A 13,374-nucleotide genomic window follows, 5' to 3' on the forward strand; every position below is an offset into this window, starting at 1 on the left:
CCCTGTAGATTCACAGTTGTTTCGCGTCTTGCTATGCCTGCCCCAGCGGAGCAGGCCGTTTCGTGGAGCGTCGCGTCCAGCCCTGCAACGGGTGGGACGTTCAGTCCTTGGCTCCTGTCTAGCACCTCTCGGCCCGGGTCTGAACCCCCATTTTTGTTAACAATTTCGGCCCTCAGCCGCGGCTGCGCCAGCTCAGGGGACCGGAAGATTCATAGAGCCAGGGATATTGCCGGACCATCTGCCGGGCCAGGGTCGTGCGGTAGCCGATAAAGCAGGCGACCAGCAGCACGAGGAAGTCGGTGATCAGATAGTGAATCGACGTCAGCTCGGCTTCGAACAGCGCGAAATGCAGAAAGCGCAACGCCAGGGTGAGCGGGACCATGGCGAGCAGCGGCATCCAGACCGGCCGCCAGCGCATGGCGAGCCCGCGGCCCGCCAGGAAGGCCGCCCCGCCGCCGAAGAAGACGGTCATGATGAGGAAGATCCAGATGTTGTCTTCGACGAAGAGCGACATGGTTCAATGTCCTCCTTCGAGATAGGCTGCGCGCACCTCCGGCCGGGCGAGGAGGTCCTTGCCGGTGCCCGACATGGTGATGCGGCCATTGACCATCACATAGCCGCGATGTGCAAGCTTCAGGGCATGGAAGGCATTCTGCTCGACCAGAAACACGGTGAGACCCTCGCTGCGGTTCAGTTCCCGGATGGCTTCGAATATCTGTTTGACGATCAGCGGCGCCAGTCCGAGCGAAGGCTCATCGAGCAACAGCAGGCGTGGGCGCGACATCAGCGCGCGTGCGATGGCCAGCATCTGCTGCTCGCCGCCCGAGAGCGTACCGCCGCGCTGTGCCTGCCGTTTTTCGAGAATGGGGAACATGCGGAAGGCGCGCGCGAGGTCGCTGTCGAAATATTTCGGGTCACTCACCGTGGCGCCCATCTGCAGGTTTTCCAGCACGGTCATGCGCGGGAAAATCCGGCGGCCTTCGGGCGACTGCGAGACACCGAGCCTCGCGATCCTGTGCACGGCCATGCCGGTGATGTCCTGGCCATCGAAATGAATTGTGCCGGTGCGGGCGCGCGGCGTGCCGCAGATGGTCATCATCAGGGTCGATTTTCCCGCGCCGTTGGAGCCGATGAGGGTGACGATCTCGCCGGGCTGGACGTCGAGGTCGATGCCCTTCAGCGCCTGGATCTTGCCGTAGAAGGTCTGGACGCCGCGGACCTTGAGGAGGGGCTCGCTCATGACTTGCCTCCGACCGCTTCGGCGACAGCCTTGGCCGCGAGGGCATCCTCTGCCTCGTCCTCGACGCCGAGATAGGCGCGGATCACGGCGGGATCGGATTTGACATGCGATGGCGTGCCATCCGAAATCTTCTGCCCGTAGTCGAGCACGATGATGTGGTCGGAAATGCCCATGACGACGCTCATGTCATGTTCGATCAGGAGAATGGACACCTCGTTCTCCGCACGGATCTCCCTGAGCAGGCGGTTCAGCTCTTCGGACTCGCGCGGATTGAGGCCGGCGGCGGGCTCGTCGAGGCAGAGCAGGCATGGGTCCGTGCACATCGCGCGGGCAATCTCGAGCCGGCGCTGGTCGCCATAGGGGAGATCGCCTGCCGGATCATCGGCACGGTCGATGAGCCTCACCTTTTCGAGCCAGGCGGTGGCGAGGGCGATCGCCTCCTTTTCGGTGCGGCGGAAATGCCCGCTGCCGAAGATGCCGCCGATCGTGTAACCCGAGGCGATCATCAGTTTGTTGTGCTGGGCAACCATCAGGTTTTCGAGAACCGTCATGCCGGAGAACAGGCGGATATTCTGAAAAGTGCGCGCCACCCTGGCGACCTGGGCGATGCGAAAATCATCCATGCGTTCGAGCAGATGCTCGCGGCCGTTCTGCTGGCGCAGCGTGATGCGCCCCTCGGTCGGCTTGTAGAAGCCGGTGATGCAGTTGAACACGGTGGTCTTGCCAGCGCCATTCGGGCCGATGATGGCCGTGATCTCGCGCGGGTGGGCCTCGAAGGACAGGTCAGATATGGCGGTAAGGCCGCCAAATCGCATGGTGAGGTGCTCGACGGTGAGAACCGGGGTCGGGGACGCGCTTGCCATGTCAGCCGTGCCCTTCCTTGACGAGGTCGCCGGATACCGCCTTGCGTTGCTTCAGGAACACGGTGGGCTGGCGCCTGGTGACGAAGCCACGCGGGCGGAAGCGCATCATCAGCACCATGGCGAGGCCAACGGCCAGCATGCGGAAATGCACGGGGTCGGTACCCTCGGGCAGATAGTCCTGAAATACCGTCAGTTCACGGAAGAGTTCGAATGAGCCCATGATCGCGATGGCGGCAAAGACGATGCCGATCTGCGAACCCAACCCGCCCAGCACGACAATGGCAAGGATGATGGCGGACTCGATGAACACGAAGCTCTCAGGCGAGACGAAGCCCTGACGGGCTGCGAAGAACGAGCCGGCAAAGCCGCCGAACATGGCGCCGATGGCAAAGGCGGTGAGCTTGGTGTTGGTGGTGTTGATGCCAAGCGAGCGGCAGGCGATCTCGTCCTCGCGCAGGGCTTCCCAGGCGCGGCCGATGGGCAGGCGGCGCAGCCGGTTGGTCACGAAATAGGTGAGCAGCGCCAGCGCCAGGATGACGTAGTAGAGGAACACGAAGTAATAGATGCGGTTGTGCTCGATGCCGAAGAAATCGGCAAAGCCGCCGGGGCCGGCGGTGAAGGGCAGTCCAAAGAAGGTTGCCTTCGGCACGGTGATGCCCTGCGGTCCGTTGGTGAAGCTGAACCAGTTGATGAGGACGAGGCGGATGATCTCGCCGAAGGCGAGGGTGACGATGGCGAGATAATCGCCGCGCAGGCGCAGCACCGGAAAGCCCAGGATCACGCCCCACAAGGCCGCCAGCAGGCCGGCCACGGGCAGGGTGATGTAGAAGGCCCACGGCACGGCGCCTTCGCCGAACCAGAGCGGGAAATAGATGGTCGAGAGCAGCGCATAGGCATAGGCCCCCACGGCATAGAAGGCGACGTAGCCAAGGTCGAGCAGACCAGCGAGGCCCACCACGATGTTGAGGCCCCAGGCCAGCATGACATAGGTGAGGATGTAGATGCCGAGGTCGATGCTGCGCCGGTCGAAGCCGGAGAGCACGGGCAGCAGAATGGCAAATGCCACGAGGGTTGGAAACACCCAGGGGCCGATGCGGTCGGTGAGGCTTTGCTTTGCCGGGCCCGACTGCACGGCGACGGGGCTTGCTGCCGGCGCCCGGTTCCAGACGAACAGGTGCAGCATGAGGCGGGCGGCAACAATGATCGCAAGGATGGCGAAGACCATGCCCCAGCGTGCCTCGAGCACGAGCGAATACTGGGTGATCACGGATTTATAGGCCACGATCGGGACCATCAGCAGCATGCTGACGACGGCGGTGCCTGCAAGGTCCTTGAGGATGGCCGGCCAGTCATAGGCCGGGCGCGAGGGTGAGGCGGGCTCGAGCGAAGACATGTCAGACCTTCTCCACTTCCGGCTTGCCGAGCAGGCCCTGCGGCATGAAGATCAGCACGATCACCAGCACCGTGAAGGCTGCCACATCCTTGTATTCCACCGTGAAATAGGCTGACCACATGGTTTCGATCAGCCCGATGATGAGGCCGCCCAGCATGGCGCCGGGGAGCGATCCGATGCCGCCGAGCACCGCCGCGGTGAAGGCCTTGATGCCGGCAAGGAAGCCCACGAAGAAGTCGGTGACGCCATAATAGAGGAAGAACATCAGCCCGGCGAAGGCAGCCAGCGACGCGCCCATGATGAAGGTGATTGAGATGGTGCGGTCGACGTCGATGCCGAGCAGCGAGGCCATCTTCATGTCCTGCTCGCAGGCGCGCTGAGCGCGTCCGAGGGAGGTCTTCTGGATCAGCACCGTGAAGACGGCCATCAGGATCAGCGTCGAGACGATGATCAGGATCTGCATGTTGGTGAGCCGCACGATGAACTCGCCGGCCTCGGTGACGCGCGTCATCAGCTCATAGCCGCCCGTGACGATGGGCTGCACCGGCTTGGGGCGGCCTTCCTGGTTTACGCGCACGAATTCCTGCAGCACGATCGACATGCCGATGGCGGAAATCAGCGGCGCCAGCCGGAAGGACCCGCGCAGCGGCTTGTAGGCAAGCCGTTCGACGGTCCAGTTGTAGGCCGACGCGACGATCATGGCGATGGCGGCAACCAGAATCAGCGCCAGGAGAATGATGAGGAGGCCACTGCCTCCGGTGAGGCCAATCCCGAGGATCACCAGGAAGGCGGCGACGGAACCCACCATGAACACGTCGCCATGGGCGAAGTTGATCATGCCGATGATGCCATAGACCATGGTGTAGCCAATGGCGATCAGGCCGTAGATCGACCCGAGAGTCACGCCGTTGATCAGCTGCTGGAGAAAATACTCCATGAGCCCCCCTTTGATGCTGGTAAGTGGCGCGTTTTCCGATGCGGCCTTTCCGCTGTCATAGACAGGATGCCGCGGCAAGACAAGCACAGGGGGCCGGCTTCTGCCAATCGGAGGGGCTTGCAAACTATTTCAGATCGATATATCCGCTCGCCCAGCTATCGGGCTGGCATATATCGGACCGTAATTGACATGAATGTCAAAATTCTTTGCCTCGGCGTGCTCACGGCTGGTGAGGCATCAGGTTATGCGATCAAGAAGGAGATCGAGGAGGGGCTGTTCAGCCACTTCATCGATGCAAGCTTCGGATCGATTTACCCGGCGCTCACCCAGCTGGCGGCGGAGGGCATGGTGACTGTCCGGTCCGAAGAGCAGTCCGGCAAGCCCGACAAGAAGGTCTATGCCATCACGACCAGGGGGCGTGATGCGCTGGCGACGGCGGTGTCGGTTGTGCCGCGGCGCGACAAGTACAAGTCGCAGTTCCTGTTCCAGATGCTGCTGCAGGAATATCTGACGCCTTCGCTGATGCTGGCGGCCGTGGACAAGCAGCTTGCCGATCTTCAGGCGGATCTTGCGCGTATCAGGTCGTGCGAATGCGGCCAGCATCCGCACGCGGGCGCCCGTTTCGTTGCCGATTATGGCGAGGCCGTGCTGACAGCGGCAATTGCGGTGCTGACCGCAAAGAAGAGTGAATTGCGGCATGCCTCAAGCCCGCAGGCGGCCGAATAGAGACTGGGAACAACGGACATGATACGGCGGATCATCTATCTTCTCTTGGCGACCATTGTGCTCGGCGGCCTGGCAGGGGCGATTGGCTTCTATGCCTTCGACTTCAAGCCCAAGATGCTGGCCAAGGTCATCCTGGGCGCGCCGCGGCCGCCCGAGACCGTATCGGCCGAAGCCGCGCAGACCGAACAGTTGCAGCCGCAGATCAAGGGCATTGGCACGCTCACCGCATCACGCGGGATCGATGTGACCCCGGAGGAGGGCGGCGTGGTCTCGCAGATCAACTTCGAGTCCGGCCAGACGGTCAAGGCGGGCGACCTGCTGGTCAAGCTCGACACCACCCGTGAGGAAGCTGACGTCAAGGCGATCGAGGCCGAGCTTTCCAATGTCAGCAGCGAGCTGGCGCGCCGCGAGGGCCTTGCCATGAAGGGCCTCGTGGCGGTGACGGAGCTCGACACGCTCAAGACCAAGAAGCGGGTGCTGGAAGCAACGCTCGACCGCCGCCGGGCCGAGATCGCCCAGAAGCATGTTTACGCCCCCTGGGACGGCCGTCTCGGTCTGCGCGACATCGCGCTTGGCAGCTATCTGGCGCCGGGACAGAAGATCGTCTGGCTGCAGTCGATCGATCCCATCTATGTCGACTTCCCGGTCACCGAGGCCGATTATGGACGGCTGAAGACAGGTGAAACGGTCACCGCCACATTCAACGCCTTTCCCGGTGAACGCTTCACGGGCAAGGTGGCGGTCTTGGATGCCCGCGTCTCGGGCGACAGCCGCATGATCACGGTAAGGGCCGAGCTGGCCAATCCCGGGCTCAAGCTTGTGCCTGGCATGTATGCCGACGTGGCAGTCGATGTCGGCGCGGCTCGGCAGGTGGTGACCGTGCCGCAGACGGCCGTGACCTACTCGCTCTACGGGGACAATGTCTTCGTGGTGAACAGCGTCAAGTCGAAGGACGCGGACGGCAAGGACATCGACGAGCTTGTCATCGAACGCCGCTTCGTCAAGGCCGGGCCCGTGCGCGACGGCCGGGTGGTCATCGAAAGCGGACTGGAGCCGGGTGACAAGGTGGTCACCGCCGGGCACAACAAGATCGACCAGGGCAGCAAGGTGGTGATCGACAATTCGGTCGCGCTCAAGCTGCAGGACACCAGCACCATCCAGTAAGGACGCCGTTCCATGCATTTTACCGACATTTTCGTGCGGCGGCCCGTCCTGGCGACGGTGGTGAGCCTGCTCATCCTGCTGACCGGCCTGCAGGCCGCCTTCCAGCTGCCGATCCGCCAGTTTCCCGAGGTGTCTGACACCAAGATCGAGATCACCACCGTTTATCCCGGCGCCAACGCCGACCAGATCAAGGGGTTCATCACCACTCCGCTGCAGCAGGCGGTTGCCTCCACCGAAGGCGTTGACATCATCGAATCGCGCTCGGCGCAGAATGTCTCGACCATCACGCTCAAGCTGCGCCTCGATGCCAACGCCGACCGGGCGCTGGCAGACGTGCTCTCCAAGATCAACGAGGTCAAGGGCGAACTGCCGCCGGAGGCCAACGACCCCGTCGTCAAGCGCACCACGGGCGCAGGCTTTGCGCTGATGTACATCAGCTTCAAGTCCGACCAGATGTCGGCGCCGCAGATCTCGGACTATCTCGACCGCGTCGTGAAGCCCAAGCTGCAAGCCATCAATGGCGTGGCCTCGGCCGAGATCCTCGGCGGTTCGACCTTTGCCATGCGGGTGTGGCTCGACCCCGAGAAGATGGCCGCGCTGGGCATCACGCCGCTCGATATCCGCCAGGCGCTCGCCGCCAACAACTTCACCACCGCGGCGGGCGAGGTGAAGGCGAGCTTCACCCAGCAGAACATCAACGCGCAGACATCGCTGACCACGCCGGAACAGTTCCAGAGCCTGGTGGTGGCAAGCCGTGGCGATGACATCATACGGCTGGGAGAGGTGGCCACCATCGACCTGGGGCCGCAGAATTTCAACTCGGTCTCGGCCTTCGACGGCCTGAAAGCCGTGTTCATGGGAATCCAGACGACGCCGGACGCCAATCCCCTGACGGTGATCGCCCAGGTGCGCGACGCCATGCCCGACATCCAGCGAATGCTGCCGCCGGGGCTCGAGGCCAGGATCGCCTATGATGCGACCCTGTTCATCAACGCCTCGATCTGGGAAGTCGGCAAGACCCTGCTCGAGGCGGGTGCGATCGTCATCGTGGTGATCTTCCTGTTCCTTGGCAACGTGCGCTCGACGATCATCCCGGTGGTCACCATCCCGCTGTCGCTCATCGGCGTGGCGCTGGTGCTGGTGGCGCTGGGCTATTCGATCAATCTGCTGACCCTGCTGGCATTGGTGCTTGCCATCGGGCTCGTGGTCGATGATGCCATCGTGGTGGTGGAGAACATCCATCGCCACATCGAGGAGGGGATGCGACCCTTCGATGCCGCACTCAAGGGAGCGCGCGAGATCACCGGCCCGGTCATAGCCATGACCATCACCCTGGCCGCCGTCTATGCGCCGATCGGCTTCACCAGCGGCCTCACCGGCGCCCTGTTCCGGGAGTTCGCCTTCACGCTGGCCGGCGCGGTGATCGTGTCGGGTATCGTTGCGCTCACGCTCTCGCCGATGATGACCTCGAAGATGCTGAAGCCGCATGCGGAGCTGTCGTGGTTCGGGCGTCTCGTCGAGCGCGTGTTCGGCGCCCTCCAGCGCTTCTACCGACGCCGCCTTGATGGCACCATCCGGCAGCGCGCCGTCTTCGCCTGGATTGCAATCCTGCTGATCGTGCTGTCAGGCGTGCTCTATCAGGCCATCAACCGCCAGCTGGCGCCATCCGAGGACCAGGGCGTGCTGTTCGCCTTCGTGAACGCGCCAGAGCACACCAATCTCGACTATCTGACCACCTACACCGATGAACTGACCAAGACGATGCTGGCGGTGCCGGAGCGGCAGAACCTGTTTGCCGTCGCCGGTTTTCCGAGCACCCATGCCGCCTTCATGGGCCTGATCCTGAAGCCATGGGACCAGCGGCAACGCTCGGACCTGTCGGTGATGGCCGAGCTGGAGCCGAAATTCAGCTCCATGGCAGGCGTGAGCGTGTTCGCCACGGCGCCTTCGGCCATACCGGTAGGCGCCGGCGAATTGCCGGTCGAGTTCGTGCTGACCTATCCCGGCGATTATACCCGGCTCGCCGAGGTGCTCGACACGCTCGAGGCCGAGGCGATGAAGAGCGGCCTGTTCATCTTCACCAATACTGACCTGCGCTTCCGCACGCCCCAAGTCGAGATCGTGGTGGACAAGGACCGCGCCAACCAGCTCGGCGTCACCATGCAGGACATTGGCGCCACGCTCGCTACCTTGCTGGGCGGCAATTACGTGAACCGCTTCACCGTGGACGGGCGCAGCTACGAAGTGATCCCGCAGGTGCCCCGCGCGGAACGCGAGAACCCTGAGCAGATCCTGCAGTTCCGGGTGCGCGCAGCCAACGGCGACATGGTGCCGCTCGCCGCCTTCTCCAGTCTGAGCAAGACCGTGCAGCCCAACGGCCTGACGACCTTCCAGCAGCTCAATTCCGCGATGCTGCAGGGCGTTCCGTTCCCCGGCCGCACCATTGGCGAGGGCATTGCCTTCCTGAAGCAGAAGGCTGACGAGATCATGCCGGCTGGCATGGCCTATGACTTCAAGGGCGAGAGCCGCCAGTTCGTGAAGGAGGGCAACACGCTCGCCGTAACCTTTGCGGCTGCATTGCTTCTGATCTATCTGGTGCTCGCCGCGCAGTTCGAAAGCTTCCGCGACCCGTTCATCGTGCTCGTCGGCCTGCCTGCCACGGTGTTCGGCGCGCTGTTCGTGCTGTTCGTGCTGGGCGAGGTGAATGGCGCGATGATGAACAATCCACCCGTGAACCTCGGTTCGGGCACGATCAACATCTATACCCAGATCGGGCTGGTGACGTTGATCGGCCTGATTGCCAAGCACGGCATCCTGATGGTCGAGTTCGCCAACAATCTTCAGGAGACAAAGGGCTATGACAAGAACCAGGCCATCAAGGAGGCCGCGGCGGTTCGTCTGCGCCCGATCCTGATGACCACCGCCGCCATGGTGATCGGCGTCGTTCCCCTGCTCATCGCCGATGGTGCGGGCGCCAAGAGCCGTTTTGACATCGGCATCGTGATCGCCGCGGGCATGACCATTGGAACGTTGTTCACGCTGTTCATCACTCCGGCGATCTATTCCTTCGTCGCGCGCGACCGGAGGCACATGCATGATGCCGAGAATGCCTCTGACGTTCTGGCGCCTGTGGTGCCCGTCGCAGCCAATGACGCAGGCCCGATCGCGCGGGCAGCCGAATAGCAGGCGGCAAGCACCCGGTCAGCTGAGCCGGGCCAGCGCCGCGCGCAGGCGCGAAAGCGCCTTGTCGATCTCGGTCTCGCTGCAGGCGAAGGAAAGCCGGAGCGAACCCGGTGCACCGAAGGCACTGCCGGGGACGGTGGCCAGCCCATGCTCGTCCAGCAGCCAGTCGCACAGTGTTTCGGTGCTGTCGATGACATGGTTGCCGGCCCTTCGGCCAAGCAGGGCCGACACGTCGGGAAAGGCATAGAAGGTGGCGGGAATGTTGCCGATCCTCACGCCGGGCAAGGCCTTGAGGCCAGCCAGCACCTGGTCGCGGCGTCGCAGATAGGCCTGGCGCATGATCTCGACGGCGTCGCGCGGGCCCTCCAGCGCGGCGATCGCTGCGCGCTGGACGAACTGGTTGGCGCCGGCCGATATGGCGCTCTGCATGCGCGCCATGGCCCTGGCGATCGGAGCGGGTGCTGCGGCATAGCCAAGGCGCCAGCCGGTCATCGCGAAGCCCTTGGAGAAGCCGTTGACGGTTATTGTGCGCTCGCCCATGCCAGGCAGGGCGCCGATCGAGGTCATGGCTCCGTCGAAGATGATGTATTCATAGATCTCGTCCGACATCACCATCAGCTGGGGATGGGCCTTCACCAGATCGGCCAGCGCGGCAAGTTCGGCTCTCGTCCAGACCGCGCCGGTGGGATTCGAGGGCGAGTTGACGATGATCAGCTTGGTTCTCGGCGTGATGGCCTGTGCAATGCGCTGTGCCGGGACCTTGTAGTCCTCCTCAATGCCAGCATGCAGCACGATGGGGGTTCCGCCGGCAAAACGCACCGTGATCTCGTAGGAGACCCAGAAGGGCGCCAGCATGATGACCTCGTCACCGGGTCCGATGATCGACAGGATGGCATTGGCAATAGCCTGTTTAGCGCCATTGGCGAGGCAGATGTCGTCCGGGCCATAGTCGAGCCCGTTCTCGGCCTTCAGCTTGCGGGACAGGGCGGCACGCAGTTCGGGAATGCCCATGACCGGCGAATAATGCGTGAAGCCAGACTGCATGGCGGCGGTGGCGGCGGCCTGGATGGTGGCAGGCGTGTCGAAGTCAGGCTCGCCCAATGTCATGCTTACCACGTCCATGCCGGCGGCGCGCAGTGCGCGGGCGCGCTGCGACATGCGGATGATCGGGCCTTCATCGGCGGTCTGGCTGCGTGAAACGAGCAGGCATGCGGCGTCAAACGTGGTCATGGTGCGTTCTATACTCCGCCGTGCTTGCCCGGTCGAGGCTTGGCGGGCATAAGGCGGCGATGAAGATCGCCCCAACCCTGATGATTCTCGTGCTCGCTGCAGGACTGGCGGCCTGTGACGGCGGCCCTGGCGCACGCATCACCCGCGACAAGCCCGCCCCGCCGGCCGTGGCGCGCAGCGAGCCCATCTTCTATAACGGCAAGACCTACCGGCTCGATTTCAGCCCGAGTGGCTCGGGCCTCTATGACATGACGATCTCCGGCATGAGCGCCAAGCAGCAGAAGGATGCCGAGGCCGTGGCCACTTCCTCGCTGGGTTATTTCGCCTGTCCGGAGGGCCAGCGCGGCAAGCTGACCACCAATCCGGCCTATTCCGGCGGCAAGTGGCGCATGCAGGCGCGCTGCGGCTGAGGCCGGCCGGCGTCAGCCGAAGCGCCGGTCGAGCCAGTCGCGCGTGCGGAAATAGCGGCCGATCCAGGGCAGGAACCAGGTGTTGCCAGTGTAGAGCGGGTGATCGGGGAATTCCGGCCGGTCGAAGGCACAGACGCGGTTCGACTTGCCTGCGATCTTGCGCGCCGTCTGGTGGCCGAGATAGCTCATCATGGCGATGCCCGAGCCATTGCAGCCAAGCGCGTAGTGCAGGTTCTCGAACTTGCCCATGTGCGGCATCTCGTCGAGCGTGAAGGCGACATTGCCGGTCCAGGCATGGGTGATGCGCGTGCCCGCAAGCTGCGGGAAGCGGTCGGTCATGAAGCGGTGGAGAATGGGTGCGGTCTCGACCGGGTCGGTGTGGCCGAACTTGGCGCGCCCGCCGAAGATCAGCCGCCTGCCATCCGTCGACATTCGGTAATAGGTGAGAACGCGGCGGGTGTCGGCGAAGGAGCGGTTCTTCGGGCTGATCGAGGCCGCCAGGTCGGCGGGCAGTTCCTCGGTGGCGATGATGTAGGACCCGACCGGCACGACACGGCGCTGGAGTGCTGGGGTCACGTCGCCGGTGTAGCCGTTGGTGGCGATCAGCACGTCTCCGGCGGCGATCGTGCCGCGCGGCGTGCTGACGCTCCAGCCCTGTGCGGTTTCGCGGAGCCCGGTCGCGGGCGTGCGGCTGGCGATTGGAATGCCCCGCTCCTGGCAGAGGCCGAGCAAGGCCTTGAAGAACAGGGCAGGGTGCAGGTGCCCGGCCCGGCCCACCACCATGCCGCCGCGGTAATAGTCGGAGCCGATTTCCTCCCGCTGCTGTCCGGGGGGTACGAGATAGGCCTCGGCGCGGGCCGTGCGGTTGAGCAATTCCACCTTGTGCGCCATTGCATCGTGATGGCTCTTGCACCAGGCGCCAAGAAAATAACCGCTGCGTGTCCAGCCGCAGTCGATGGCATGGCGGCTGATCAGCGCTTCGATGAAGCTGAAGGCGTCGGAGGCATCGTTGAGATAAGGCGCGGCGTCGGCGTCCGCCAGAGCCTTTGCCATGTAGCGCTTGCCGACGTTGACGCCGCCCGAAACCATGCCGCCATTGCGCGAGGAGCCTCCAAAGCCCGGCTCATGGGAATCGAGCACCACGCAGTCGAGCCCCTCGCGGTGAAGCTCGAGGGCGGCATTGAGCCCTGCGTAGCCCGCGCCGATGATGACCACGCGTGCTGATTTCGGCAGCGTGATCTCTGGCAGGGCCGCGGGCTCATAGGCCTCCCACCAATAGGGGCGCGGCTTGAAATCGGAGGCGAAGAGTGTAGAGGCCATGATGGTGCAAGATTGCGCGATCAGGACGCGCCATGCAAGCCATTGCCAAGAGCGGGCACTTGTGGTCCTTACCACGGCATGAACACCCTCATCAAATCGATCGTCTATGCGCTCGTGGCGCTCACCGTTGTTTTCTATGGTGGCGCCTATGTTCTGCCGGGGGAGGCGCGGGTCGAGCGGTCAATCGTCATTGCCGCGCCGCCGCAGAAAGTCTTTGCCCTTGCAGGTGATCTGCGACGCTGGCCGGAGTGGTCGCCGCTCGTTGCCATCGACCCCGATGTCAGGTTCGAGTTCGACGGACCGGAGCAGGGTGGTGTGGGACAGACCATGCGCTGGGCCTCCAACAACCCGATGGTGGGGCAGGGCAGTCATCGCGTCACCGGCCATTCGGCAGCGCAGAGCGTGACTATCGAAACGGTTTATGAAAATTTCGGAACCGCCACCGCGGGCCTGAGCCTGATGCCGGACGGCAGCGGCACGCGCGTGACCTGGAGCTTCAGCTCGCCTCTGCCGGGCGTGATCGATCGCTGGGCCGGCCTGATGATCGACCGGACGGTGGGGAGGGAGTATGAAGCGGGCCTCGCGAGGTTGAAGGTCCTTGCTGAAGCGGAGTGAAAACCATGCCCGACATGGCTACCAACGGATGCGTAGCACTTGTGACCGGCGCTGCGCAGGGGCTTGGCCTGGCCGCGGCGCGCCAGCTCTTGGCCATGGGCTTTCGCGGTATCTTGATGCTGGACCGCAACGGCGAACTGTTGCGACACGCGGCGTCTGGTCTCGGGCAGGGCAAGACGCTCGCCCTCCAGGGCGATCTCATGGACAGCGATCTTCCGTGCCGCGCCGTGGAAGCCTGTTTGCAGCGGTTTGGGCGCCTTGATGTTCTGATCAATGCCGCAGGCAACACCGAG

At 63.8% G+C, this 13,374-nt stretch carries 13 protein-coding genes; 6 read left to right on the forward strand and 7 right to left on the reverse strand.

Translation table 11 applies throughout. The annotated features are described in order from the left end of the window. Positions 1–172 precede the first annotated feature (172 nt). Genes ACILRN_RS01990 through ACILRN_RS02010 form a run of 5 tightly spaced genes read right to left on the reverse strand, consistent with a single transcriptional unit; the run spans position 173 to position 4,433 of the window. On the reverse strand, positions 173–514 hold the full coding sequence (locus ACILRN_RS01990) for a DUF6867 family protein (RefSeq protein WP_395685039.1): 342 nt from the start codon (positions 512–514) through the stop codon (positions 173–175). A gap of 3 nt (positions 515–517) precedes the next feature. After that, entirely contained in the window at positions 518–1,240 is a 723-nt protein-coding gene (locus tag ACILRN_RS01995) for an ABC transporter ATP-binding protein (protein ID WP_395685041.1), read from the reverse strand. After that, a complete protein-coding gene (locus tag ACILRN_RS02000) occupies positions 1,237–2,103 on the reverse strand; it encodes an ABC transporter ATP-binding protein (RefSeq protein WP_395685043.1) in 867 nt (288 codons plus the stop codon). Before ACILRN_RS02000 ends, ACILRN_RS01995 begins: the two co-directional genes overlap by 4 nt. 1 nt (position 2,104) lies before the next feature. Next, positions 2,105–3,496, reverse strand: coding sequence for a high-affinity branched-chain amino acid ABC transporter permease LivM (gene livM, locus ACILRN_RS02005; RefSeq protein ID WP_395685045.1), 1,392 nt, complete (start codon positions 3,494–3,496; stop codon positions 2,105–2,107). A gap of 1 nt (position 3,497) precedes the next feature. After that, positions 3,498–4,433 (reverse strand): branched-chain amino acid ABC transporter permease LivH, encoded by a 936-nt coding sequence (locus ACILRN_RS02010; RefSeq protein ID WP_395685047.1) that lies wholly within the window; start codon positions 4,431–4,433, stop codon positions 3,498–3,500. A 189-nt stretch (positions 4,434–4,622) separates the two neighbouring features. Between ACILRN_RS02010 and ACILRN_RS02015 the strand changes: the two genes are divergently transcribed. Genes ACILRN_RS02015 through ACILRN_RS02025 form a run of 3 tightly spaced genes read left to right on the forward strand, consistent with a single transcriptional unit; the run spans position 4,623 to position 9,506 of the window. Next, positions 4,623–5,159 (forward strand): PadR family transcriptional regulator, encoded by a 537-nt coding sequence (locus ACILRN_RS02015; RefSeq protein WP_395685049.1) that lies wholly within the window; start codon positions 4,623–4,625, stop codon positions 5,157–5,159. Positions 5,160–5,177: 18 nt separating this feature from the next. Next, on the forward strand, positions 5,178–6,323 hold the full coding sequence (locus ACILRN_RS02020; protein WP_395685051.1) for an efflux RND transporter periplasmic adaptor subunit: 1,146 nt from the start codon (positions 5,178–5,180) through the stop codon (positions 6,321–6,323). Between the two features lie 12 nt (positions 6,324–6,335). Then, positions 6,336–9,506 (forward strand): efflux RND transporter permease subunit, encoded by a 3,171-nt coding sequence (locus tag ACILRN_RS02025; RefSeq protein ID WP_395685053.1) that lies wholly within the window; start codon positions 6,336–6,338, stop codon positions 9,504–9,506. Between the two features lie 18 nt (positions 9,507–9,524). On the opposite strand, the gene ACILRN_RS02030 is transcribed toward ACILRN_RS02025, so the two are convergent. Continuing rightward, positions 9,525–10,736 carry a pyridoxal phosphate-dependent aminotransferase gene (locus tag ACILRN_RS02030; protein WP_395685055.1) on the reverse strand — a complete coding sequence of 404 codons (1,212 nt, stop codon included), beginning with the start codon at positions 10,734–10,736 and terminating at the stop codon, positions 9,525–9,527. 59 nt (positions 10,737–10,795) lie between these two features. Between ACILRN_RS02030 and ACILRN_RS02035 the strand changes: the two genes are divergently transcribed. Beyond that, positions 10,796–11,146, forward strand: a complete 351-nt coding sequence (locus tag ACILRN_RS02035) for a hypothetical protein (protein WP_395685057.1) — start codon at positions 10,796–10,798, stop codon at positions 11,144–11,146. Between the two features lie 12 nt (positions 11,147–11,158). On the opposite strand, the gene ACILRN_RS02040 is transcribed toward ACILRN_RS02035, so the two are convergent. Then, entirely contained in the window at positions 11,159–12,466 is a 1,308-nt protein-coding gene (locus tag ACILRN_RS02040) for an NAD(P)/FAD-dependent oxidoreductase (RefSeq protein WP_395685059.1), read from the reverse strand. A 78-nt stretch (positions 12,467–12,544) separates the two neighbouring features. On the opposite strand from ACILRN_RS02040, the gene ACILRN_RS02045 reads away from it, so the two are divergent. Together ACILRN_RS02045 and ACILRN_RS02050 are read left to right on the forward strand one after the other, a co-directional pair. After that, positions 12,545–13,081, forward strand: a complete 537-nt coding sequence (locus ACILRN_RS02045) for an SRPBCC family protein (RefSeq protein WP_395685060.1) — start codon at positions 12,545–12,547, stop codon at positions 13,079–13,081. Positions 13,082–13,086: 5 nt separating this feature from the next. Next, positions 13,087–13,374: SDR family NAD(P)-dependent oxidoreductase (locus ACILRN_RS02050; RefSeq protein ID WP_395685062.1), on the forward strand; the 288-nt coding region annotated here is incomplete at its 3' end.

Source organism: Aestuariivirga sp. (assembly GCF_044238155.1).
In the GTDB taxonomy this organism is placed as follows: Bacteria; Pseudomonadota; Alphaproteobacteria; order Rhizobiales; family Aestuariivirgaceae; genus Aestuariivirga.